At 54.7% G+C, this 23,975-nt stretch carries 24 protein-coding genes; 11 read left to right on the top strand and 13 right to left on the bottom strand.

All coding sequences use genetic code 11. The annotated features are described in order from the left end of the window. Nucleotides 1–93: 93 nt before the first annotated feature. The gene (locus tag ACTG27_RS06900; RefSeq protein ID WP_439979382.1) at nucleotides 94–1,614 is read right to left on the bottom strand and encodes a cryptochrome/photolyase family protein; all 1,521 of its coding nucleotides are present in this window, start codon (nucleotides 1,612–1,614) and stop codon (nucleotides 94–96) included. Continuing rightward, a complete protein-coding gene (locus ACTG27_RS06895) occupies nucleotides 1,614–1,778 on the bottom strand; it encodes a DUF2256 domain-containing protein (protein ID WP_080741246.1) in 165 nt (54 codons plus the stop codon). The genes ACTG27_RS06900 and ACTG27_RS06895 overlap by 1 nt, the downstream gene beginning before the upstream one ends. A gap of 460 nt (nucleotides 1,779–2,238) precedes the next feature. On the opposite strand from ACTG27_RS06895, the gene ACTG27_RS06890 reads away from it, so the two are divergent. Beyond that, nucleotides 2,239–3,624, top strand: coding sequence for a tryptophanase (locus ACTG27_RS06890; RefSeq protein ID WP_439979381.1), 1,386 nt, complete (start codon nucleotides 2,239–2,241; stop codon nucleotides 3,622–3,624). 132 nt (nucleotides 3,625–3,756) lie between these two features. On the opposite strand, the gene cdd is transcribed toward ACTG27_RS06890, so the two are convergent. The 3 genes from cdd to ACTG27_RS06875 form a co-directional block, all read right to left on the bottom strand. Beyond that, entirely contained in the window at nucleotides 3,757–4,641 is an 885-nt protein-coding gene (cdd, locus tag ACTG27_RS06885) for a cytidine deaminase (RefSeq protein WP_005333283.1), read from the bottom strand. A 197-nt stretch (nucleotides 4,642–4,838) separates the two neighbouring features. After that, on the bottom strand, nucleotides 4,839–5,525 hold the full coding sequence (locus ACTG27_RS06880; protein ID WP_439979380.1) for an LrgB family protein: 687 nt from the start codon (nucleotides 5,523–5,525) through the stop codon (nucleotides 4,839–4,841). Further along, nucleotides 5,522–5,878, bottom strand: coding sequence for a CidA/LrgA family protein (locus ACTG27_RS06875; RefSeq protein ID WP_005333279.1), 357 nt, complete (start codon nucleotides 5,876–5,878; stop codon nucleotides 5,522–5,524). The genes ACTG27_RS06880 and ACTG27_RS06875 overlap by 4 nt, the downstream gene beginning before the upstream one ends. 162 nt (nucleotides 5,879–6,040) lie before the next feature. On the opposite strand from ACTG27_RS06875, the gene ACTG27_RS06870 reads away from it, so the two are divergent. Beyond that, nucleotides 6,041–7,750: a glycoside hydrolase family 36 protein gene (locus ACTG27_RS06870; protein ID WP_439979379.1), complete on the top strand. Its 1,710-nt coding sequence runs from the start codon at nucleotides 6,041–6,043 to the stop codon at nucleotides 7,748–7,750. 78 nt (nucleotides 7,751–7,828) lie between these two features. On the opposite strand, the gene ACTG27_RS06865 is transcribed toward ACTG27_RS06870, so the two are convergent. Both ACTG27_RS06865 and sbcB read right to left on the bottom strand, forming a co-directional pair. Next, nucleotides 7,829–8,329 (bottom strand): hypothetical protein, encoded by a 501-nt coding sequence (locus tag ACTG27_RS06865; protein WP_005360277.1) that lies wholly within the window; start codon nucleotides 8,327–8,329, stop codon nucleotides 7,829–7,831. Between the two features lie 155 nt (nucleotides 8,330–8,484). Continuing rightward, entirely contained in the window at nucleotides 8,485–9,900 is a 1,416-nt protein-coding gene (gene sbcB, locus ACTG27_RS06860; protein WP_439979378.1) for an exodeoxyribonuclease I, read from the bottom strand. Between the two features lie 188 nt (nucleotides 9,901–10,088). Here sbcB and ACTG27_RS06855 point away from each other — a divergent pair, with 188 nt between their 5' ends. After that, complete coding sequence (locus ACTG27_RS06855; protein WP_439979377.1) at nucleotides 10,089–11,270, top strand: tyrosine-type recombinase/integrase; 1,182 nt, start codon at nucleotides 10,089–10,091, stop codon at nucleotides 11,268–11,270. A gap of 35 nt (nucleotides 11,271–11,305) precedes the next feature. Here the strand turns inward: ACTG27_RS06855 and ACTG27_RS06850 are convergent, their stop codons facing one another. Both ACTG27_RS06850 and ACTG27_RS06845 read right to left on the bottom strand, forming a co-directional pair. After that, nucleotides 11,306–11,485 (bottom strand): helix-turn-helix transcriptional regulator, encoded by a 180-nt coding sequence (locus ACTG27_RS06850; RefSeq protein WP_439979376.1) that lies wholly within the window; start codon nucleotides 11,483–11,485, stop codon nucleotides 11,306–11,308. 205 nt (nucleotides 11,486–11,690) lie between these two features. Continuing rightward, nucleotides 11,691–12,853, bottom strand: a protein-coding gene (locus ACTG27_RS06845) for an IS3 family transposase (protein ID WP_439979375.1) whose coding sequence is annotated in 2 segments (ribosomal slippage) — nucleotides 11,691–12,598 and nucleotides 12,598–12,853 — 1,164 coding nt in all. Because the reading frame shifts where the segments join, the coding sequence is not laid out codon by codon here. Nucleotides 12,854–13,659: 806 nt separating this feature from the next. Here ACTG27_RS06845 and ACTG27_RS06840 point away from each other — a divergent pair. Genes ACTG27_RS06840 through ACTG27_RS06820 form a run of 5 tightly spaced genes read left to right on the top strand, consistent with a single transcriptional unit; the run spans nucleotide 13,660 to nucleotide 18,838 of the window. After that, nucleotides 13,660–14,487: a GTPase gene (locus ACTG27_RS06840; RefSeq protein WP_275919077.1), complete on the top strand. Its 828-nt coding sequence runs from the start codon at nucleotides 13,660–13,662 to the stop codon at nucleotides 14,485–14,487. Nucleotides 14,488–14,506: 19 nt separating this feature from the next. After that, on the top strand, nucleotides 14,507–15,046 hold the full coding sequence (locus ACTG27_RS06835) for a hypothetical protein (protein WP_439979374.1): 540 nt from the start codon (nucleotides 14,507–14,509) through the stop codon (nucleotides 15,044–15,046). A gap of 12 nt (nucleotides 15,047–15,058) precedes the next feature. Further along, nucleotides 15,059–16,876, top strand: a complete 1,818-nt coding sequence (locus ACTG27_RS06830) for a dynamin family protein (RefSeq protein ID WP_439979373.1) — start codon at nucleotides 15,059–15,061, stop codon at nucleotides 16,874–16,876. A gap of 39 nt (nucleotides 16,877–16,915) precedes the next feature. Continuing rightward, entirely contained in the window at nucleotides 16,916–18,565 is a 1,650-nt protein-coding gene (locus ACTG27_RS06825) for a GTPase (protein WP_439979372.1), read from the top strand. A 6-nt stretch (nucleotides 18,566–18,571) separates the two neighbouring features. Beyond that, on the top strand, nucleotides 18,572–18,838 hold the full coding sequence (locus tag ACTG27_RS06820; RefSeq protein ID WP_439979371.1) for a YkgJ family cysteine cluster protein: 267 nt from the start codon (nucleotides 18,572–18,574) through the stop codon (nucleotides 18,836–18,838). Nucleotides 18,839–18,948: 110 nt separating this feature from the next. On the opposite strand, the gene ACTG27_RS06815 is transcribed toward ACTG27_RS06820, so the two are convergent. Next, nucleotides 18,949–19,872, bottom strand: coding sequence for a WYL domain-containing protein (locus ACTG27_RS06815; protein ID WP_439979370.1), 924 nt, complete (start codon nucleotides 19,870–19,872; stop codon nucleotides 18,949–18,951). 100 nt (nucleotides 19,873–19,972) lie between these two features. On the opposite strand from ACTG27_RS06815, the gene ACTG27_RS06810 reads away from it, so the two are divergent. Together ACTG27_RS06810 and ACTG27_RS06805 are read left to right on the top strand one after the other, a co-directional pair. Further along, nucleotides 19,973–20,263 carry a DUF4258 domain-containing protein gene (locus ACTG27_RS06810; protein ID WP_439979369.1) on the top strand — a complete coding sequence of 97 codons (291 nt, stop codon included), beginning with the start codon at nucleotides 19,973–19,975 and terminating at the stop codon, nucleotides 20,261–20,263. Nucleotides 20,264–20,269: 6 nt separating this feature from the next. Then, complete coding sequence (locus ACTG27_RS06805; protein ID WP_439979368.1) at nucleotides 20,270–20,908, top strand: ADP-ribosylglycohydrolase; 639 nt, start codon at nucleotides 20,270–20,272, stop codon at nucleotides 20,906–20,908. Between the two features lie 38 nt (nucleotides 20,909–20,946). On the opposite strand, the gene ACTG27_RS06800 is transcribed toward ACTG27_RS06805, so the two are convergent. The 3 genes from ACTG27_RS06800 to ACTG27_RS06790 form a co-directional block, all read right to left on the bottom strand. After that, nucleotides 20,947–21,603, bottom strand: coding sequence for a hypothetical protein (locus ACTG27_RS06800; protein WP_439979367.1), 657 nt, complete (start codon nucleotides 21,601–21,603; stop codon nucleotides 20,947–20,949). 80 nt (nucleotides 21,604–21,683) lie between these two features. Further along, nucleotides 21,684–22,846, bottom strand: a protein-coding gene (locus ACTG27_RS06795; protein WP_439978977.1) for an IS3 family transposase whose coding sequence is annotated in 2 segments (ribosomal slippage) — nucleotides 21,684–22,591 and nucleotides 22,591–22,846 — 1,164 coding nt in all. Because the reading frame shifts where the segments join, the coding sequence is not laid out codon by codon here. A gap of 119 nt (nucleotides 22,847–22,965) precedes the next feature. Beyond that, nucleotides 22,966–23,088, bottom strand: a complete 123-nt coding sequence (locus ACTG27_RS06790; protein WP_257621997.1) for a hypothetical protein — start codon at nucleotides 23,086–23,088, stop codon at nucleotides 22,966–22,968. A gap of 310 nt (nucleotides 23,089–23,398) precedes the next feature. Here ACTG27_RS06790 and ACTG27_RS06785 point away from each other — a divergent pair, with 310 nt between their 5' ends. Beyond that, a complete protein-coding gene (locus tag ACTG27_RS06785) occupies nucleotides 23,399–23,746 on the top strand; it encodes a hypothetical protein (RefSeq protein ID WP_439979366.1) in 348 nt (115 codons plus the stop codon). The last annotated feature ends 229 nt before the right edge of the window (nucleotides 23,747–23,975 follow it).

The following is a 23,975-nucleotide window of genomic DNA, read 5'->3' as shown; positions in this document are numbered from 1 at the left end:
CACAAGCTGGTGTTTGGTGCGATGGTGAGCCTGATTGCCAGCGTAAATCGCTGCGCTGTGGTCAGTGTGAATGTGCCAGGGGGCATGGCCCGCTTACAACTGCTCCAGCTTGATCAGGTACTGCTCCGCAGTGGCCAGAATGGCCTGCTGCTGCGCTGCGGCTTGGCCATCCCAGTTGGCATAGGGGAGGGCGAGGCGGGGATTGCCGTCCAGTTTGTCCCGATTGCGCCAGAGAAAGTGCCAGTAGAGGCTGTTGAAGGGGCAACTTCCGTCGCCGTGGCGGGCTTTGACCTGATAGTGGCACCCCTTGCAGTAGTGGCCCATCCGCTCGAGATAGGCGCCGCTGCTGGCGTAGGGCTTGCTGCCCATCAGGCCGCCATCGGCAAACTGGCTCATGCCGCGGGTGTTGGGCAGCTCCACCCACTCGATGGCATCCACATAGATACCGAGATACCACTGATCCACCTCGTCAGGATCGAGCCCCGCCAGCAGGGCAAAGTTGCCGGTCACCATCAGCCGCTGGATATGGTGGGCGTAACCGTGTTCCAGAGACTGATGAATGGCGTGGCGCACGCAGGCCATCCTGGTTTCGCCATTCCAGAAAAAGCCGGGCAGCGGCCGGTCGGCCCCGAGAAAATTGGTCTGTTTGTAGTCAGGCATCTTCTCCCAATAGAGGGCGCGGACAAACTCGCGCCAGCCGAGGATCTGGCGGATAAACCCCTCCACCTGTGCCAACGTGATGGTTGCCTGATTGGCCTGCCAGTGGGATTCGGCGGCGCGGATCACCTCAAGCGGATGAAGCATCTTGCTGTTGAGGGAAAACGACAGGCGGCTGTGAAACAGACTCCAGCCGCGCTCGCTCAGGGCATCCTGATAGCGGCCAAAGTGGGGCAGGCAGTGGGTGAGAAAATGGGCCAGCAGCTCACGACTCTGGCGTCTTGTGATAGGCCACGGCTGTTGGCTGGCATCCGCCTCGCCTATGGTACTGACCCGGTGGCGGGTCAGCATGGCATCGATGTCGCTCACCTCGTTGGCAAAGGTGAGGGGTGCCGGGATTGGCTGACGCTCCGGCAGCTTGGCGCGATTCTCGTCATCAAAATTCCAGCGCCCGCCAAGGGGTTGGCCGCACTCATCGAGCAGCACTTGGTATTGCTTGCGCAGGGCGCGGTAGAAGAACTCCATCCGGCTGTGGGGGTAGCGCTGCCAGCCATCGCGGGGGGTGAGAAAATGCTCGCTCTCCACCTCGGTGGCAGGGATGGCAAGATCCGCCGCCCAGCTTTTCAACTGGCTGGCAAGGCGCCACTCGTCCGGGCTCTGCCAGGCAAAGCTGTCGGCCTGATGTGCTTCGAGCTGAGCCTCCAGCAAGCTGGGCAAGTCGGGCCAGCGGGCGCTCTCATCGAGGGTCAGGTAACAGACGCGGTGGCCCGCTTGGGTGAGGGCTGCCGCGAAGGCGCGCATGGCGGCAAAGAAGGCCAGCACCTTCTGGCGATGGTGGCGGCAGTAGTCAGTCTCCTGACGCAGCTCTGCCATCAGATAGCAGACCGCCGGATCCGGGGTGCGAAACCAGCTGTGACCGGCGTTCAGCTGATCGCCAAGAACAAGGCGCAGCTCCATCAGACTCGCTCCCCCTCAGGTTGCTGGCTGCGGTGACGAGCGTGGCGACAGCGTTCGCTGCAGTAGCGAACCTCCTCCCAACTGCGCGCCCACTTGCGCCGCCAGCTGAAGGGGCGCTGGCAGACGGGGCAGATCTTCTCGGGCAGATGGGGTTTGCGATGCATGATGGCTTACGGCCTTGGCTGATGGGGGATGTGGCGTGTGGGTAGGGAGAATAACGAAGCGGGAGCGCGGGCGGATCAACCTCACTGCCGGTTTGCCGCGCAGATGCCCACTTTGTGAGCGGGCGCACAGCCCGTCGGTGCACCCCTTGTTTGCCAATTAACCAGCCGTTAACGTGGCGAGGCTGCCTGTTGGCAGCATCCATCAATGGATCTTGTTGGCCACCGACTGTCTACAACCGATATGGAGGGGAGTGATGCCAATCATGACAGCTACGCCCCGGGCAGCTTGCCTGCTCGCCCACTGGTATACCCGGGATCCCATTCTCACCTTCGATTTTCCTCACCGCTGATTGGTGGCACCCGCCGTTTGAATTTGTCAGCCGGACGACCCTGATCGCCCCGGTCTCTTTTCCAATCCCGATTTCAAACACACTGGCCCAGCGCCGGTGAGGAGTCTTTTATGCGTCGTATACCCGAGCCGTTTCGTATCAAGATGGTCGAGCCCATCAAACAGACCACTGGCGCCGAGCGCCGTGCCGCCCTCGAGGCCGCTGGCTGGAACCCCTTCCTGCTGCTGGCCGAGGATGTCTATATCGATCTGCTGACCGACAGTGGCACCGGCGCCATGTCCGACCGCCAGTGGGCCGGCATCATGATGGGAGATGAGGCCTATGCGGGAAGCCGCAATTTCGTCGAGCTGGAGCGCACGGTGCGCGAGATCTTTGGCTATCAGCATGTGATGCCCACCCACCAGGGGCGCGGGGCCGAGCAGATCCTCTTCCCCGAGCTGGTCAAGCGCTGCAAGGGCAAGGCGCCTGTGTTTATCTCCAACTATCACTTCGATACCACCAAGGCCCACGTGGAGTTGGCCGGCGCGCGGGCCATCAACCTGCTCACCCCGAAAGCGCTCGACACCACCGCCCCCTACGCCTGGAAGGGGGATTTTGATCTCCCTCGCCTGACCGACACCATCGAGACGCTGGGAGCCGACAACGTGGCCGGTATCATCATCACGGTGACCTGCAACAGCGCCGGTGGCCAGCCGGTCTCCATGGCCAATATGGAGGCGGTCTCCGAGTTGGCCCGTCGTCACCAGATTCCGGTGGTGATCGACGCCGCCCGCTTCGCCGAGAACGCCTGGTTTATCAAGGAGCGGGACCCGGCCTATGCCAAGCGCAGCATCAAGGAGATAGTGCGCCAGATGTTCGCGCTGGGGGACATCTTCACCATGTCGGCCAAGAAGGATGGGCTGGTCAATATCGGCGGACTCTGCTGTTTCAAAGAGGATCTCGACCTGTTCCGCGCGGTGCAGGTGCGCTGTGTGGCGATGGAGGGGTTTGTCACTTATGGCGGGCTTGCGGGACGGGATATGGCGGCGCTTGCCATCGGCCTGCGGGAGGGGATGGATGAGGAGTATCTCACCTACCGCATCAGTCAGGTGGCCTATCTCGGCGAGCGGCTGGCCGAGGCGGGCATCCCGATCCAGACCCCCACTGGCGGCCATGCGGTGTTTGTTGATGCCAAAAAGCTGCTGCCCCATATTCCGGCCGAGCAGTTCCCCGCCCATGCGCTCGCCTGCGAGCTCTATCTGGAAGGGGGCGTGCGCGGGGTGGAGATTGGCTCCCTGTTGCTGGGGCGTGATCCCGCCACTGGCAAGCAGGAGGCGGCTGACTTTGAGTCGCTGCGTCTCACCATTCCGCGCCGGGTCTACACCCGGGATCACATGGACTATGTGGCCGACTGCCTGATCGCGGTGAAAGCGCGGGCCAGCGACATTCGCGGGCTCACCTTTGACTACGAGCCGCCGCTGCTGCGCCACTTCACCGCGCGGCTGAAACCGGTCTGATCAGCAACTGGTTAGACGGGGTGAACAACCGCGCCAAACTGTGAAGACCAAGAGCCGTTCCCGGTTAAACGGCCCAGTAAAAAAGCCCCCGCACCAAGGTGCGGGGGCTTTCGTTTATCGAAGCAAACTGGGTCAGACCGCTTGATACTCCAGCTCGACAGAGCCCAGCGCCTTGAGGGTGGACTGGGCGGAGTCACGCTGGCTGATCTGACCGTTTTTATTCTCCAGCAGCACGGCGCGGCGGATGGTGGCGAGATCTTCGCCGTTAAGCACCGCATGGGCGCAGGCCATCTGCATCGGTGGCAGGCTGGGGTTGAAGGCAGCGTTCTCGGCGTAGCGGCCAGAGAAGATGCGGCCATCGGCAAACTGCAGCGCCACCGCGGCATAGCCCTGACTGTAGGGGGCGTAGCTTTGACGGGCGGCGGCCAGCGCGGCTTGCCAAAGCGGGTCTTCGCTTTGAAGCTCGAGCTCGGCGTGATCCTGCGGGCTCATCAGCGCATCCGTGATGTCGAGATCCGCCGGCCCAAACGAGTGGGGCAGGAAGGATTGCAGGGCGCTCAGGTCATCGGGCAGAGAGACTTTCAGGATCTTGGCGGTGCTCAGCTCGTTCATAAACTGACGGCAGTGGCCACAGGGGGTGTAGTTGACGGTGATTTCGCTGATCCCGGTCTCGCCACCCAGCCAGGCATTGGAGATGGCGGACTGCTCGGCGTGGACCGAGTGGAACAGGCCTTGTCCCGCAAACTCCATGTTGGCACCGAAGTACCAGGTGCCACTCAGGCCGCAGGCGATGGCACCGACGTAAAATTTGGAGATGGGCGCAACCGAGCAGGCGGCGGCCAGCGGCAACAGGGCGAGGCGCAGGGCGCGATCATCGAGACCTGTGGCGGCTTTCAGGGTGGCGACTTGCTCCGGCGTGAAGCGGGCGTTGAAGTCGGCACTATCCAGCATGGGCTGCACGGCTGCTTTTAGCGGGGCAGAGAGTGTATCGAATGGCTTGGCAAAACGGGGATGCATAGTGTGTCCTCAAAGGCCAATTGGGCGGCCATTGTAGGGAGCAAGCTCGGGTAAATGTGTGAGCAGGCTCACGCCCTGACGGGCAAACGGAGGGGGATGGTAATGGAAACGTTTGTCTTGTGCAAATTGTGCGGCAGGTCGCACCCCGAGAGGCCAGCAGGCCCCTCGGAATGGTCAACAGGTGGTCAATGGGGTGATCAGATCAGCCAGTGATAGATGGCAAAAAGGAGGGGCGCGACGGCCGCGGTGAGAATGCCGCACACCACCATGGCGAGCGATGCAAAGGCGCCTTGGGTGATCCCCTTCTCGGCGGAGGTGGCGGTGCCGATGGCGTGGGCACAGGCCCCCATGGCGAGCCCTTGCGCTTCCGGGTCGGTCACTTTCAGCAGTTTGAGCAGTGGATAGCCGATCAGGGCACCCACAATCCCCACCACCACCACCACGGCGGCCGCGATGGCGGGAATGCCGCCGATGGACTGGCTGACGCTCATGGCGAGCGGGGTGGTGATGGACTTGGTCGCCAATGAGGCGAGCAGCGCCGGATCTGTGCCCATAAAATGACCGATCAGCAGGGTTGTGCACACCGAGATCAAGACGGAGGCGAGGGTACAGATTAGGATGGGCTTGAGTTTGGCCTGGATCTGGCGCGCCTGCTGATAGAGCGGCAGCGCCAGCGCCACCACGGCGGGCTCCAGCAGCATGGTAATGGGGCTGCTGCCGCGCTCGTACTGCTCAAGGGGCAGGTTGAGCCAGAGCAGCAGGCCGATGATCACCGCGGTCGGCACCAGCACAGGGTTGATGATGGGCCAAGGCAGGCGGCGATAGAGGGCCCGGGTGGCGAAATAGAGCGTCAGGGTCAGAGGGATAGCGAGCCAGAAGATCATTTGTTCATCCTCTGGTAGAGCCGACCGACGGTGGCGAGGATCAGCACGATACCGAGCACGATGCAGAGCATGATGACGCCGAAGGATTGGCGCAATGGCTCAAGCCAGGCCACCAGTCCGACCGCTACCGGCACGAACAGCACGCCCATGTGGCGCAGCAGCAAGCCTGCCCCCAGCTCGACCCAGTGCAGCTTGATCAGTTGCAGGGAGAGCAGCACAAACAGCAGCAGCATGCCGATGATGCTGCCGGGAAAGGCAAACGGCAGGATGGCTGCCACGGATTTGCCTGCCAGCAGGCAGGCGACGATGACCATAAAGTCACGAAAGTACAGCAAGGCGCGTTGCGCGATCACGTGAACCTCATCGACTGGGAAGAAAAATCGCAGTTTACCAGAGAGGTCGGGTCGCGGCATTAAAACAATAACAACTGAAATCAGTTCATTTGAAGCTGATTTGATTGGCATTTTTTGAAAAGTGCCTGATAGAACCCCTTTTTCGAACTACAAGGAGTAGTGATGACATCCCTCTTGTCCCGAGTTCGCCAGCTGGCGAACGATAATGCGTTGCCACCCCATCTGCTGCAAACCCGTCAGTGGGAAGGGCCCCTGTGTCGGGTGCGACTCGACAACACCGGCGCTGATGCCACCCCGGTTGAGCGCTGGGTGCTGTTTGACGGCAAGCTTGGCCTGCCGGTAGAGAGCGCCATCTATGGCGAAGGATTCCAGATGCTGGCCCAGACTATGGGTAGCTGGCAATCACCACAACATGTCGGCCGTTGCCCCGATGCCAGCGTCTATCGCATTACCGATGACAACGGCTATCACACCATTCACAACCTGCTGCTGGTGGAGCATAACAAGGGGTGGCTGCTGCTTGCCTTTGCCAGTTGCCACCGTTTTGGCGGAGAGTTTCGCCTCTACCCCGATGGTCGCTTGCAGATCCTGATGAACTGCGAAGGGCGAAAACTCGCAGCCGGTGAGCACTGGCAGAGCGAGGCGCTGATCTGCCTCGAAGGAGCGGAGCGAGAAGATCTGCTGGCCGAGCTTGCACAGCTGATCGAGGCCGAGCACGGCTCATTGATCGGCCAGGTGAGTGATCGCCCGAGCGGTTGGTGCTCCTGGTATCACTACTACGCCGAGGTGAGCGCTGCCGATATTCGCGAGAACCTGCAGGTGCGTGCCGAGCGCTTCCCGGCCCTGCGCTATGTGCAGATTGACGACGGCTATCAGGCCAAGATGGGCGACTGGCTCACTCCGTCGGCCAAGTTCGAGCAAGGTGTAGCCTCACTGGCTGCCGAGATCAAACAGGCTGGCTGCGAGCCCGCCCTCTGGGTCGCTCCCTTTATTGCAGAGCCCGGTTCACAGGTGTTTCAGGATCACCCCGATTGGTTTGTGAAGGGGGATGACGGTCTGCCGTTGCCCTCCGAGCGGGTCACCTACGGCGGTTGGCGTTGTACTCCCTGGTATGTGCTGGATGGTACCCACCCCGAGGTGCAGGCGCACCTTGAGCAGGTGTTCCGTACCCTTCGCGAACAGTGGGGCATCCGCTACTTCAAGCTCGATGCCAACTTCTGGGGCGCCATCCACGGTGGCCGTTTCCACGATCCGGCAGCCACCCGGGTTGAAGCCTACCGGCGCGGCATGGCCGCCATCCTGCGCGGTGCTGGCGATGGCGCTTTCCTGCTCGGTTGCAACGCGCCCATCTGGCCAAGCCTTGGGCTGGTGCACGGCATGCGGGTGAGTGACGATGTGGAGCGCAACGGCCACCGCTATCGCCAGATCGCCCGCGAAGCCTTCTGCCGCGCCTGGCAGAACGACAAGCTCTGGGCCCTCGACCCCGACTGCTTTTGCCTGCGGGATCTACCGAGCCAGCAGGCAAGCAAGGCGGATTACAGCTTCCATCTGACAGCGCTGGTGGCGAGCGGCGGCATGATGCTGGCCGGTGATCGACTGCAAGATCTCGATGAGGAGCAGGCGGCGCAACTGCGCAAGCTGCTGGCGCTTTGCGTTGCCCGGGCACCCTCTGCCCGTTTCGAGTCGATGGACTTTGCCTGTGGCGAAGTAAGCCTGCCCGAGGGCGGCACTCTGCTCTGCCTCTTCAACTGGGAGGGGCAACCACAGGAGTTTCTGCTGCCGGAAGGGGGAACCGATTTTTGGCATGGGCAGGCAGTCGGTACGGCTGTGACCCTGCAAGGGGGCGAGGGGCGGGTGATCCGCTACGCCTGATCACAGTGTCACCACATACAATTCAGGCTCCATCACGGAGCCTGAATTGTTTCAATCAGCGGTTATCAGCCATGGTTCTCAGTAACGCCACTCAAAACCGACGGCGTATTTGGCGGAGCCATAGCCCGGGATATCACTGCCGGAGGCGATCGCCTTGAGGGTTAGCAACGGGGTGATGGGCACCCCCAGACCAAAACCGATGGCCAGCTGATCATTGGGGTTCCCCATCAGATCGACCCGCATCACCCGATAGAGGGACATATCCTCGCTCAGGTGCATATAGGCTTGCGAAGCGCGGTTATAGACCTGACCAAACACCTCCAGCTGGAAACCTGACTGTGCGCTGATGGCCAGCGGTACCCCGACAAACTTGTAGAGATGGGAGCCGTTGAAGTAGCTGTTGGTGATCAGGGGAGTGAAATCAGTCTGCTGATAAAGGGTGTTGAAGTTCTGTTCTACGATGCGATAGGTCTGCTCGGGCAGGCGAGCAAGATAGTCCGGCACATCGAACCGGTATGCGGCGTTGGCTGCCAGCGGCAGTAGGGCCAGTAATCCGAGCAGTGCGTGGTGACGAGGCATCAGCAAATGGCTTCCGTTCGGCCAAAGAGATCTCTTGCTTGGGAGACATCCGCTCAGGATGTTGCAAGATATTGGTTTTTGGGGAAATCCCCTTCGTCATTATGACCTGAAGAAGGGGATGGGCGGGAAGGATTTATTGTGAAACTACTCACAACTCATAAATCTTCCAGATAGTGGTAGAGACTCTTTAGAATCGCAAAGTTCCGTTCGTTACTCTGGTTCTGCTCGGCCAGCGCCTCGAGATGGGGCACGTAGTCCGGCAGACGGCGGCTGAAGTAGTCGCTGCAGTGCAGGCGCCAGCGTTTCTGCTCCGCTTCGCTCAAGGTGTGCTGCCAGTTGCGGGCGCGATAGCGGAACAGCATCTCCGGCAGCCGGGCGTCGGTAAAGGCGAACTCCCGTTCACCTAGCAGATCCGCGGGGGTGGCGCGCACCAGATCCATGGTGGACTTGTCGCCATGGCCAAAGAATCCGGCGTAGAGCTGGGTATCGGGGTCGCTGTCATTACTGCCGGCGAACTCCTGATTGAATACTTCCACCAGTTTTTCCCGTACCTCGGGGTGGGCGCGCAGCAGATCCAGGCTCTTGCGGCACTGCTCCCGATTGATGCCGAGCTCGTCGGCGCGCTCCGCCGTCAGGGTGGCGGCCGGCGCCAGCACCGGGCACTTGTTGATGTGCACCAGTTTCACCGGAATGCCCGCCAGATCCCCCAGCTCCTCTTTTTTGGTATAGAGGCGCTCGCGGATCTCCTCGCTGGAGAGTTCAATGAGCGGGGTGGGGTCACGGGTCAGATCCACCATGATCACCGCGTTCTGGTTGGTGGGGTGCCAGGCAAGTGGCGAGACCCAGCTTGCACAACCCTGCCAGGGGGAGAACATGCCGGAGACATGCACCAGCGGCTTCATGGTCACCACGTCAATCAGCGCCTTCACCTTGTTCTTGTTGCGAAGGTCAAAGAGGTAACCAAACAGCTTGGGTTGGGCTTTTTTCACCAGCTTGGCCATCTCGATGGTGGCCAGCACGTCGGAGAGCGCATCGTGGGCATTGGCGTGAGTAACGCCGTTGGCGACTGTCAGCTTCTCCAGCCGGAAGCTCGGTTTGCCTTCATCATCAAAGGCCCACTCGATCCCCTCCGGGCGCAGGGCATAGCAGGCCCGCAGCATGTCGAGAATATCCCATCGGGAGTTGCCGTTCTGCCAAGCGTAGGCATAGGGGTCATAGAAGTTGCGATAGAGGGTGTAACGGGTCACTTCATCATCGAAGCGGATGCTGTTGTAGCCAAGCACACAGGTATTCGGCGTGGCGAACTGCTCGTGGATCTGGCGAATGAAATCCGCCTCGCACAGCCCATCCTTCATCGCCTTTTGCGGCGTGATACCGGTAATCAGGCACGCCTCAGGATCCGGCAGATAGTCCGCCGGCGGCTTGCAATAAATCACCAGCGGCTCGCCAATGATGTTGAAATCCGCATCGGTACGAATACCGGCAAACTGCGACGGCCTGTCCTTGGCGGGGCTGATGCCGAAGGTCTCGTAGTCGTGGAAATAGAAGGTAGGATTTGTCTGCTGGTTCATTTCGTGGTTCTGAATTGTGTCTATATGCTTGAAAAACAAGTCGTTATACGGAGTGTTATCTCAGATTGTCTCACTTTGTCCGACCTTGATTCAGTCCGTTTCAGACCAGTTTGGTACATATCTGTGTACACGTTAGGACGCGTTAATGTGTCAGTGAAAAATCAGATGACCAGTCACAGGAGAGTCATATGTCACTTACTGATACGAAGCTACGGGCCCTCTATGGTAAGCCCTACTTTGGCAAGACGGAATTGTCAGACCGTGATGGATTGTCAGCTCGGGTCACCGAGCGAGGCACCATCTCGTGGCAATATCGCTATCGCTGGCAAGGAAAAGCGGCGAGACTCAAAATTGGACGCTATCCCGACCTTAAACTCGCAGATGCCAGGGCGTTGATCCCTGCAATCCGTGGTGCACTTGAGCGTAATGAACATCCCAGAGTTTTCTGGGATAAGCTCCACCAGAAGCATGATGTCACACTTAAACAGTGCTGCGAGCATTTTCGTGAACACCATCTGCCCAAGCTGCGGCCTCGTACGGTCATGCTCTATGAGCATACCATGCAGCGCTATTTCGAACCTCTGTTTATTGGTATTCCGGTTGAACAGATCCCGTTTTCGAGCTGGCTGGAGTGGTTTGATAAGATTGGCAAGAAAAAGCCGAAAAACGCAGGGCATTTATTGCGCAGGTTAAAATCCATTCTTAGTTTTTGTATTCGGCGTAATCCCCCGGTGCTGCAATTACGCACCGAAGATGTGGGCTCTCAACCTGAGAGAGGCACTCGTGTGTTGACCATGCGTGAACTCGCTCAGATTTGGATTGCATTTGAACAGAGCAGGGCCAGCCGCGGATTAAAATTGGCAGCCAAATTGGTGATCCTGCTTGGCTGTCGCTGCGGTGAGGCATTGGGTGCACAGTGGAGTGAGTTCAATATGGAGGAGCAAATTTGGACGGTTCCCGCTGCTCGCGCCAAATGTGGGGCGCCAATACGTCGGCCTATTCCCAGCAGGGTGATGATGCTGCTGCAAGAAGCGGCAGCGAGATCTCGGCTAAAGGGAGGGCCAGTATGTCGTTCGCCAGTGAATCCGAAAAGATCGTTGAGCAGTGCGTCCCTGATCCAGTTAGCAGAGCGTGTGCGAGATAAACTGGACCTGCCGTATTGGCGTATGCATGACATGCGTCGAACGTTGAGTACGCGTTTATCGGAGGAACGAGTTCTACCACAGGTAACCGAAAAAATTCTTGGCCACATGATGGCGGGTGTCATGGCTATTTACAATCTCCATGATTGGATTGATGAGCAACGTGAGGCATATGAGTTATGGGATACAAAATTAATGGAAGCAATAAAATCCTTGCAGGATATTTAAATATAACTGAACCATAAGATGGTGTGACTCATCATCTAAGATGAGTGCTTTTCCCTTGATATCCAGCTATTTATCGCTGCGACAGAATAAAAGCTCTTATTGATAGGTGGTGGGAATTTGTCTTCTTTAATCCATCTGTACAGCGTCGTTCTGGATATGCCAAGTTTTTTTAATAGTGTTTTTGTCCTTATTAGTGCTGGTTCATTGTTGTTCATATATCCTCCTATTTTTTTTAGGAGGTTAAACATGATTGGTATATGTGTCAATTTACCATATTTTTAGACGGTTTGCTTTTATGATATAGAAAAACAAGTCGTCATTTTCATACTGAGAAAATCAATTCAATAATTGTTTTTGTGTATTATAAAAGCAATAAAAATGGCTATGGAACAATATGGCTTATGGTCATGACTGTAGTGGTCAACTAAATCCGGACACTTGGTTAGGCCGATCCTCGGCTTTTGCTGGCGGTATCCCGTCATTGTATTGATGTGGACGTCGCCAGTTGTAGTGATCCATCAGGTAATAACTGATATCCCGCTTTGCTTCCCGCAGGCTCATATATCCCCTTGCCGGGAGCCACTCTGACTTCAGGCTTCTGAACAACCGTTCCATCGGGGCGTTATCCCAGCAGTTGCCACGCCGACTCATGCTCTGGGTCATGCGATAGCGCCACACTCGTTGCCGAAATGCCCTACTGCCATATTGGCTGCCCTGGTCAGAGTGAAATAGCACACCAGATGGGCAACCCCGCTGCTGATAGGCCATCTCCAGGGCTTTGATTGCCAATTCTGCATCAGGTTTATCAGACATCGCCCAGCCCACGACCCGCCGAGTGTGCAGGTCAAGCACCGCTGCCAGGTAATGCCAGCGACCACCGGCCCAGACGTAGGTGATATCGCCACACCACACCTGATTGGGTTGCTGGACATCAAATTCGCGGGCCAGCAGATTGGGTATGTCCGGTCGTTCAGACTGTGCCACCTGATAGCGATGAGCGCCCGGTTGCTTGGATACCAGACCGGCTTCCTTCATCAGGTTACGTACTTTGAATCGACCAATCTGATACCCCAACTCCCGCATCATCGACATCAAGGCGCGGCTGCCCGTTGAGTTCCGGCTCGCTTTGAACAAACGGCGCAACTCAGAGCGCTGTTGCATACGTTCACGGTTAATCGTCCGCCTGCGAGCCAGATAATCGTAAAAACAGGAGGTGGGAACATCGAAGGCGCAGCAGACCAAAGTGATGGGGGCTTGCTCCCTTAATCGGTCTATCAGCGCGTACGTGTGAACTCGTCCGTCATCAAGAGAGCAGTAGCCTTTTTTAGAATGTCCTTCTCACGTTCGAGCCGGTTGATGCGGGCTTCCAGTTCCTGAATTTTTTGCTGCTCCAGAGTCAGTGCTTTGCTGATTGGGGTAGTGCCACTGCGTTCGGATTGCAGTTGCCGAACCCAGCGGCGAAGTATGGTTTCACCGATATCCAGTGAACGACTGGCTTCGGGGACAGAATATCCCTGGTCGAGCACCAGGGATGCGGCTTCGAGTTTGAATTCGGCAGTAAATGAGCGACGTAATCTTGTCATTGAACACCTCAGGTCATGGTGGCGACTGTACCACCTAAAATGGTGTCCGGGATGATTAGACCACTACAAGTGTTGCCGAGAATAATTACGGGCGTCCCCAAAACACGAATTCCGATTAAACGATTTATTACAGTCAAGGCTCCCGCCATGTCGGGAGCCTTTCTTATTTCTATCTCTCTTTGCCGGATGTGCGGAGAAGCCGGACATCATGGCGCCAGGGTTAACTTGGTCGCATTTGTAGGTCTGCACTCTTGAGCTTGAAGGTACAGCCTTGCTGGATGAGCTCCTCCCGATTTGCCAGCACCAGCGGGTAGAGCAGGGGTTATTGTTGGTGTTCGCCGTTATAGCTCACCTGCATCCTTTCTAATGCGTAATGCACCAAGGGGATCCGTTGGCTGATCAATAGTTGGTTCCCGGTCATTGCATAGTCGCTGACGATGATGGCTTGCTGCCCTTGACTAAGGTTTGGATTGGGAACGACTACCGCAGTTACTTAGGTATTTTACTCCAGATCCGGAGCCTGTAGTGGGCGATCGTCTGGTTTGCGCTGACTTCTGCCTGAAAATGTGACATGTGGTTTTATACACTGATTCCGAAAGGAGCCTTTTGGTGTAGTATTATTCCACTCGAAACCAGCCATGAGTACTGGTTTGGAATGTAGGGCTTTCTATCCTTTTGATGGGGAGCGGCACAACAGATGTATATGAAATACATGAATGCTGAAATAGTTCTTGATATGGGTGTAAGTTACTAGGGAAATAATATTTTTTTCATAAGGCTAGGTCTTAATAAATTGGGGTTTAAATATGAAAGAAGAACAACTGCAGGTGTTGTTTAGTAGAGCAAACAATCTGTTGCAACAAGAGCTCGGTGGAAGTAAGCCAACAATTGCTGCTTGGGGATTGATGAATGCGGGTAAGAGTTACTTGCTTAATATGCTTACTGACCATATTCAGACTGAGTGCTTCCGAACTCGTGATGTGCGTGAAACTGCAGAGCTCAAACAGTTTGAGACCGAACAATATATTTTTCTTGATACTCCAGGGCTGGATGCGAACCAAGAAGATGATTTTGTGGCACAACAAGGTGCTGCCAAGGCTGATATTGTCTTGTTTGTTCATCAGCCACAGGGTGAGCTGGAGAAAATAGAGATGGATTTTTTACGCGCTCTAAAAGAGTCCTTTGGTGAGTATGCCGAACAGAATATCATCATTATTCTCAGCAAAATAGACTGTGAGGATAGAGAAAAGATCAATACTATTGAAAAACGTATATTGGAACAGTGCCAACAAGATCTTGGTTTTCAGCCTGATTTTTTCAAAATATCCGGAACTCGTTTCCATAAAGGGGTGCAGAAAAAAGAAGATAATTTGGTTCGTGCTAGCCATATAGATGATTTGAAAGTACATCTAAATAGTATCAGGGGTGATTATTCGGCGGTGAAGGTTAGTCGCCAGCGTCAAGCTTTAGATGACATCATCACCGAAATAGAGCAATGTGAGTTGGCATTCCGACAAACTATAGTTGCGACCAAAAAAACATTGGCGAAAGAATTTGATGCATTTAACAATGCGTTAACCACCCTTGATGTGGCATTAGAAAATACTCGAAACTACTACCGTTCAATTAATTAACAATTAAGGAGATAAAAATATGGCACTACCTTGGTTAATCGGTGCAGCAGTAGTCGGTGCCGTTTCATATGCGGCAAAAAAGCTCAAAGAGGAAGAGGAAGAGCGTGAATGGGAAGCGCGCCAAGAGAGAAGGCGTGAGCGTGAAGCAGAAGAACGGGCCGAACAGGCGCGGCAGGCTAAAGCTCTCGAAGAGCGGAAACAAGCGACGCTCAGAAAATATGTAGAGCAAGGTGAAGAGCAAACAGGTGATTTTAAACAACTGCTGGATGGTTTGGTTGAGGTGAAATATACCAAAGTACCTGCATTTTGCGCCGACTTGCTCAAGGGGGCTCGCCAAATAAGAACACCCTTTATCACTGCTTACAAACTAGATTTTATGGATAAAGTAACCAAAGACAGTCTAACCCGTTTTGAAACCTTGTATCAGGTTGAATTGCAACCCGATCCTGCCATCTATGATGCTCATAGTCAGATTAATAATGCAGAAGAGGTTTTAGGTAAATTGAAAAGTGTACGTCAACGGCTAGAAAAAAAACGCGATCAACTGTGCAAGCGTTGAGAGGGGAGTTAGATGTCTGAGGTTATGTTACGCGAAAACCTGATTGCATCGTTTCATGCTCTCCAGGGGCAATTCGAGACGTCGTTGGCTGAAGCGCGTGAGCTCGATCAACAATTCACGGATCTACGTCAACAGTTTCACCGTCATATGGAGACACACCTTACTACCGCCCAAAAAAATTTGCCAAATGATAATCCATTGAGCACCCAGCTTAAGGGATTTCTCTCGGCAGTCGCAGCTACCGACACCGCTTGGAATAATGAGATCAGCAAGCGTGATAAGGGCATCAAGTTTCGTAAGGGGTTTAACGACTCTCTACTGGTGTTTATCTATGGCAAGGTGAAGTCAGGTAAAAGCTCATTAGGTAATTACATGGCTTGGGGTCATACTGACCCCGACCAGAGGGTTAAAGAGGCGCTACCCACAGATAGCCATCCAAGTTATTTCACCCATGAAAATACCTGTGCCTCAAACGGCGATAGCCAAGATGAGGCTTTGAATCGTCGGGAGTTTCGCGTCGGCGCCACCGAAGCAACCAGCTCGATACAAGGTTTTCGTTTGCCTGGCCTGACCTGGGTCGATTCACCTGGCCTGCACTCGGTGAACGAACAGAATGGTCGTCTCGCCCAAGATTATGTGGAACACGCCGACCTTATTCTCTATACCATGCGCTCCGATGCACCGGGCCGAGCCAGCGATCTTAATGAAATTCGCAGCCTTAATACCCAGGGTAAAGAGATGCTGATCCTGGTCACTGGCAGTGACCTCAATGATGAGGATTGGGATGATGAGCTTGAAGAGATCAAGGTCACGGTGCAGATGAAGAGCGCTGAGCGTCGACAGGATCAGCGTGATGTTATTTCCCGCGAACTAGGTTTTATCAACAGCAATCATCTGCTTTCTATTTCGGCTCGGTATGCGCAGGAGCATGCCAATGATTTTGAAAAACTGGCTGATAGTGGTATGGGGCAACTTTTCTCCACATTGCATCGCATCTCGCAAGATAAAGGGCTACGGTTGAAAAAAAATGTGCCCATGCAAAATTTTTATAATTTTATGCAGGGGTGCCAGATGGAGTTATCACCCTATAAGGATTTGATCGCTGATCTCGAGACGACAATTAGCAGGTTACAGGCAGATGTACCTAAGGCTGTAACGCGGGAAATTCGCGTTGCACAGGCCACGATGCGCCGTACGATCGATATCGATTTTGATGAGCTTGCTGGGCGGCGCAACGAAGAATATCTGATGAATGTGGCGCTGCGTAAAGCTCATCGTAACTGGGACAGTTTGTTGCAAGGTGTGATCGGGCAGGCGCTAAGTAACGTCTTCGCTCAGATAACAGAGGATTTTAAAGATGCCGTCAGTAAGACCTGGCACGCAGCTGCACTGAAGCTGCCCGATTTCAACCTCGACAAGGCAATGGAGCAGATCCCAGGGGGAGTGCGAAAGGGGAATCGTGGTCTTACTAGTGGAGTTGGGACTTTGATTGGTGCTGGTTTGGGCTTCGTTGCTGGTGGCCCCGCAGGGGCTGCCATTGGGGCCACTGTAGGTGGGAGCCTTGGTGGTGTTGCTGGCCGAGGTGCCGAGGTCAGCATGCGTGAGGTTGAAGTGATCACCGGAGATAACCTTGAACAGCTCCTTGCACAGACACATACCGCCTATGCTCAGGCTATTGAGGCAACTGTTCGTCAGCACGCTGACTTTTCGTTAACGCGTCATCTCGATGCTGCACTGCAAACTGCTCGGATACTGACCCAAGAGGTCACTCGTACCCAGCTGGGTTTCGAGGAACTCAAACAGACAGCACAACAAAAAATTCAGAAATAGTATTTATGTCAATGTGAACGCTATTAGTGAGGTTTCATTATGCAGATTACATCCAGTCAGCTTTACGATACCTATAAACTGACTAGTCAATTGATTGCCGATTACCCAGTTATGCAGAAGGAATTTGAGACTGTTATCACTCAGTTTGAAGACAAGCTGCAGACTCCCGGGATTTGCGTCATGGTATATGGCATATATAACGCGGGTAAAAGTACTTTGATCAACGCTCTGCTTGGTGAGGAGGCTGCTCCCACTGGAGATATACCCCTCACTAGCACGGTGGGAGCATATCGCTGGAACAATCACACCATTCTAGATACGCCTGGTGTCGATGCCCCGCTTGAGCATGAGGAGGTAACCAAGGTACAGATGATGAAGGCCGATGCCATCATTTTTGTGGTCAATCCGTCTGGTGCGGCAGAAGAAGAAAAGACCTTGAAAAAGTTGATCGATCTGCTGGAGGAAAAAAAGAAACTGTTCTTGGTATTCAACGAAAAAAATCCACTTGGGCAGGAAGATTTTATCCGTCTTAAGGATCAGACTCGCTCCCGTTTACAGGTTCTGGCGGCGGACAGAGGCATGGGCGGCGTATTGCAGGATATCCCCATCATGCGAGTTAATGCAGCGCGGGCACTGAAAGGAAAACTTTCTGGTCAACAGGGCCTTGTCAATAATAGTGGTTGTCCGGAGCTGGAAACTGCGCTAAACGACTTTATTGGTAGCATTGACCTGAATGATGTAAATCAACGGTTAGCCAATACTTTACAGACTTTTTTGAGTGATTTTCTGGCTCAGTTGTCTAATTCGAGCAGCAGTGACATGGTGCGCAAATATGACGAACTACTCAAGCGCCTAGTTAAAGATCAGAATCATTGCCGTCACGAAGTGTCAAACCAGATAAGCCGCAGTAGCAAACAAGTTTATGAGCGTAGCAAGAGTGCAATTCGGCAAGATCCCTCACAATCTCAGCCTATCATCGAACAGATCTATCAAGAGGCTTCCTCTCAGGTGGTACTCAGCCTTGAGGATGAGCTGAATTACCTCGTTTCCAGCTTCAGAGACGAGATCGAGATTTTGGAAGCTGCGCTCGACAGGGAACAACTAAATCTTAACAGCAAAGCCGATATTCCCTCATTCACCGAACAACACGATGCATCAAGAGCGCCTCGTGAGAGCGTGTTCTCACGTATTGATGGTGACATGATTGGTCAAGGGTTCAAGACGTTGAGCGGGGCGGCAAAACCGGAGCATATCATTTCAGCTCTCAAGCTCACTAAAGAGTGGTTTCCTTCACTCATGAAGGGGATCGGGCCAAAAACAATGGAAAAAATTGGTGCTAAAGTCGTTGGAAAATACATCCCCTATGTCGGTACGGGCATTACCGTGCTGATGTCCATGTGGGATCTCTATCAAGGTGACCCCGCGAACAAGCAAATGCAGGATCAATATGAGCAAATGCAGCGCGAACGTGAACGCTTCGAGCGGGAAGTAGAAGATATTGCTCAAAATCTCAGCAGTCAGTTTGATATGGAGATGCGCACAATTGTTCGTGCTGAACTTGATCCTCGATTTACTCAGATGAGTGAAAAATTGGAAACCTCACTCACTGCCGCCAGCGGGCAGGATAATGCGATCCGGGCTACCACATTGGCTGCACAGGATCTCCTTACTCGTCTGCAAGTAGCTTGAATTGCCATGCAACCAGTATTGCCCCCATTTCCCTGCACCGCCTGTGGTCAGTGCTGTCGTAGGGTGAGTGAGAGCCCTCAAACTGTTTTCCTGGATGCTGGTAATGGTGTCTGCCGTTATTTCAACGAGCAGAGCCATAATTGCACGATCTATGCAAATCGTCCCCTCGTCTGTCGAGTGGAAGACTACTATCGTGTCAAGTTGGCGGAGGTAATTTCTTGGGATGAGTTTGTTAAGATCAACGTGGAAATCTGTCTGCGCCTTCAACAATGACTGGCATAGATGAACAAGAATAAAAATGAGTGATATTGTAGTGTCTAATGCCAGTCAGGCCTGACTGGCATTGTTTTATGGGCTTTTTTCACACAATATTTCTATTGTTCCTACTGTGGGAGTATTTGCAAATCCGCACTCTTGAGCTTGAAGGTACAGCCTTGCTGGATGAGCTCCTCCCGATTTGCCAGCACCAGCGGGTAGAGCAGGGGATGTTGTTGATGTTCTCCGTTATAGCTCACTTGCATCCGTTCCAGTGCGTAATGCACCAAGGGGATCCGTTGGCTGATCAACAGCTGGTTCCCTGTCATCGCATAGTCTATGGCAATGATGGCCTGTTGTCCTTCACTGAGCCCGGGATTGGGAACGACTACCGCAGTCACCTGGGTGTTCCACTCCAGATCTTGATCCCGGCCGTGAGGGGAGGCATCCAGCAGATCCGGTTCGCCCCGAAAACGACTCATCACAAAGTCCAGATATTCCCCCTTCTTCTCGCAGTAGGCGCGTACGTGCCAGCGGATCCCGTCATAGACCAGAGTGTGAGGCACGATATTGCGGCCACTCTGCTCCTCTGAACTGAGGGATACGTAATCGACATCGACCCGCAGTTGGCCGCGCGCCGCTTGCACCAAGCCACGCACGATTTTCGTGTCGATATGGCGGTTTGGCACATCCAGGATCTCGATGTGGCCGTAGCGCAGATCCATCAGCGGCAGTGTCAACAGGCCCGCTTCATGTTGGCGCTGGTGCTGCTTTTCACGGTGTAGCAGCATCAGGTACTCATCGACTTTTCCCTCACTAAAACGCGGCACAAAGTGCGCTGTGGGTTTGTATCCCTTCAGGCTTTTGTCATAGACCAGCCCTTCCGGCGAGTAGTGTGTCAGGTAGTGGTTGATATCCCGTGACGCCTGTTGACGGCCGATATTGAAAGCGGTTGTCAGGTGGTTGGTGGTCAGCCGTCCCTCCCACTGCAATACGATTTCCAGCAGACGAAAACGCAGGGTTTGATCCCAGGTGAGCTCTTTGGGTGCCATACGTGCTCCAAAATGCGACATGTTTATGTAACCAGTATCGGCATGAGTATACAGGCTACATATAATGAGTCCATCGAAATGAGCGCCAAAGGAGCATGTCATGAACGGGAAGCTGGACAGTGCATACAGCCATCATGCCGCGTGCCGGATGCAGCAGCGCGGCATTGCTCCCGAGCTGGTGGAGCTGCTGCTGAGCATCGGGCGTTCTGCTTATCACCGGGGGCGCGAACTGGTTTATCTCGATCGCAAAGCGTTGGCCATGCTGCAAGCCGGTTGCGGATTGCCAGCGGAATACTGCCAGCGTCTGCGCCGCCACTATCTGGTCCTGCAAGACGGTGAGATTGTCACCGTCGGTCATAAAACCACTCACTTCAAACGCGATCGTCACTGAGGCGCTATGAATTCAACTCTGTTATTGGATCAGGCGGCTATGCCCTTGATCAGGGGGCTCTATTGCCTGTTGTCCGCGGAGCAAGTCACGGCGCTGACCTCCTTGCTGACTAACGGTGCATCTCACCCTAAGGGTGAGACTTCACCGTTGGCGGTGGTGACGGCATTGGCTATCCATGTCGAGCAACATCGGCTGGATCGCACTTCACAGCCCATCTACCAAGGGCGTGAGCAACTGATGGCGGGTACCGCCAGTTTGCTTGGGGAGGATGCTTGTTTTGAAGATCAGGATGCGTTTCGTCTGTTGGCGCTGCTACTCGACAAATTGCTGCGAGGAGGGCGTGGTAGTCGCCAGGCCAAGCTGGATGGACTAACGGTAAGCGTCATGGAGCAGCGGGCACTGGCGGCCACATCCCCGAATAGCTGCGCCGTGGTGCGCGGCAGCTGGCGGCGCAAGTCACGCAATCAGCTGGGCCATGCCAGCTGGCTGGATGTAGTGGAGGCAGCCCTCTGGTGCTTCTGGCATGGTGACGATTTAGCAAGCGGCGAAGTGCTACTCGGTGTGCTGCTGGGCAGGGATGAGCGGGTGCGGTTTGTCTATGGTCTGTTAGCCGGGGCTTTCTATCTGTCAGATCGGACGGATTGAAGCCGCGGGGCCATCGCAGCCCGCCATCTTGCGACTGATTAACCATCCAGCTCAACCACCGGATAACAGGCATCTCCCCACAGGGTATCAGGATGGGTCATCATCAACTCGATGATCACCGGCACCAGTTTGCCGAGCAGGTTGGCACAATCCTTCAGTTGTTTGCGATTGACCGAGCTGTTCCAGGTCGCACCGCCATGGATTAGCTGGTTGCGCAGGGTATAGAGGCGGTTAAACACCACGCCCAGCAACTGTGGGGAGTTGCTGCTGGCGAGGGCCTGGTTTGCCATCTTCTTGCCTTGTGCCAGCCGCTCCTTCCACTGGGCTTCGCTTATTTTGCCACTGTGATAATCCCAGAAGCCTTGCAGTACAAACGGGGTATCCAGCAGTATGCGGATACTGCCAGAGAACTCCTGCCAAACCAGATGCTCGATCTTTTTGTGCTCATCCAGATCGCACAGTTTCTCCAGAAAGCCTTTGAAGGTCTCCTGTTCAGAGAGGCGACGATCGTCATCGATTTCAGTGGCATAAGCCGCATTGAACGCAATCCAGAGAAAGATAAAGCGGCCATCTTCATCTTCGGCCATTTCAGCACGTTGCAGCCAGCTTAAGGCACGATGAACTCGCAAGTTGAGGTTGCTGGGAGAGTGTTCACGCAGAGTCCGGTGACGAGTTTTCAACTGTTCAAAATTCAACGACGATCTCCTTCTCAATCAGATGAATAGCCAGCTTTGACAACCATACTCTCTGTCCTGCTGCTTGATCATTGTAGTGGTCAACTAAATCCGGACACTTGGTTAGGCCGTTCTTCGGCTTTTGCTGGCGGTATCCCGTCATTGTGTTGATGTGGACGCCGCCAGTTGTAGTAATCCATCAGGTAATAACTGATATCCCGCTTTGCTTCCCGCAAGCTCATATATCCCATAGCCGGGAGCCACTCTGACTTCAGGCTTCTGAACAACCGTTCCATCGGGGCGTTATCCCAGCAGTTGCCACGCCGACTCATGCTCTGGGTCATGCGATAGCGCCACACTCGTTGCCGAAATGCCCTACTGCCATATTGGCTGCCCTGGTCAGAGTGAAATAGCACACCAGATGGGCAACCCCGCTGCTGATAGGCCATCTCCAGGGCTTTGATTGCCAATTCTGCATCAGGTTTATCAGACATCGCCCAGCCCACGACCCGCCGAGTGTGCAGGTCAAGCACCGCTGCCAGGTAATGCCAGCGACCACCGGCCCAGACGTAGGTGATATCGCCACACCACACCTGATTGGGTTGCTGGACATCAAATTCGCGGGCCAGCAGATTGGGTATGTCCGGTCGTTCAGACTGTGCCACCTGATAGCGATGAGCGCCCGGTTGCTTGGATACCAGACCGGCTTCCTTCATCAGGTTACGTACTTTGAATCGACCAATCTGATACCCCAACTCCCGCATCATCGACATCAAGGCGCGGCTGCCCGTTGAGTTCCGGCTCGCTTTGAACAAACGGCGCAACTCAGAGCGCTGTTGCATACGTTCACGGTTAATCGTCCGCCTGCGAGCCAGATAATCGTAAAAACAGGAGGTGGGAACATCGAAGGCGCAGCAGACCAAAGTGATGGGGGCTTGCTCCCTTAATCGGTCTATCAGCGCGTACGTGTGAACTCGTCCGTCATCAAGAGAGCAGTAGCCTTTTTTAGAATGTCCTTCTCACGTTCGAGCCGGTTGATGCGGGCTTCCAGTTCCTGAATTTTTTGCTGCTCCAGAGTCAGTGCTTTGCTGATTGGGGTAGTGCCACTGCGTTCGGATTGCAGTTGCCGAACCCAGCGGCGAAGTATGGTTTCACCGATATCCAGTGAACGACTGGCTTCGGGGACAGAATATCCCTGGTCGAGCACCAGGGATGCGGCTTCGAGTTTGAATTCGGCAGTAAATGAGCGACGTAATCTTGTCATTGAACACCTCAGGTCATGGTGGCGACTGTACCACCTAAAATGGTGTCCGGGATGATTAGACCACTACACATCAGGTTGGTGAGGAACTGGCTGGAATAGCAATGTGGTGATAGCAGTGGCTACTTGCGGATGACACCCTTCAGCGTTGCAATGGCCAGCTCCACCATGGTGGCCGACGATTGTTCCAGTGGGGCATGGTGGCACTCGGGACAGGCCTCAAACCAGGTGTGGCCACGTACCATAACATCGCTCTTGGGGACAACCGTCTTGTGCCAGCCACAGGTTGGACAGCGATAAGTAGAAGGGGGTGGTTGTATCGGCATGATATCCCTCAGGCAAGTTCCATTTGGCCTAGAGTAACACGGCTCAAATTATTGCAGTGAGCTCCTTGTTCACACTCTTTAGAGTCAAAGTTGTATCCGCCTGAAAACACGACATGTGCAAAACCCCAGTATCGAAGCTGTGCGGCTGGCCCGGTATAGTCAGCCGAGTTCACATCAGAGGGGATATGCGATGAGTAACCAACCCTGCTTTTGGTTAGCGACACGCCCGTTGTCATTAATCGTCCTGTTGCTGGGCCTAACGCCGCAAATCGTGTTTGCTGCAGACTTCACCTATCGGGAGAATGCGCTGGGCAACATCAAAGACTCGGGTACCGGCATTACCTGGCGCACCGATCCGTTGGGCAACCTCAAGGGCAGCGATGGCACCACCTACCGCAAAGACGCACTGGGCCATGTGCGTGGCAGCAATGCCAAAACCGGCGAACGGGTGACGTGGCGTGAGGATAGTCTCGGTAACCTGCGTGCCTCCGATGGCTCCGTCTGCCGAACCAACTCGCTGGGGCAACTCAAATGCCGTGGCGAGAGTACACCGCCACCCTTGCTTGAAGGCAAATGATGGCTTTTGCAGCAAACGGTCGGCGATCACACTCTGATGTGATATCAGGCCTGGTTGCAACGGGGCCAAATGGGTAAACTCGTCGGCAATTTCTGGCTCCGTAACCGGCAAGGTTGTGAATCTCTGCCTCTTTTCGTTTTCCAGGCGCCCTTGGTGTACACAGACTCTTATCGGAATACCTGACTCATGGCTATCAAGAAGAACGAACTCTACTCCTCCCTCCTGAAAC

The organism is Aeromonas sp. 97A (assembly GCF_051919185.1).
Lineage (GTDB): Bacteria > Pseudomonadota > Gammaproteobacteria > Enterobacterales > Aeromonadaceae > Aeromonas > Aeromonas veronii.
The sequence above is the reverse complement of the archived record's forward strand: the minus strand, read 5'-3'. Positions and strand labels throughout refer to the sequence as shown.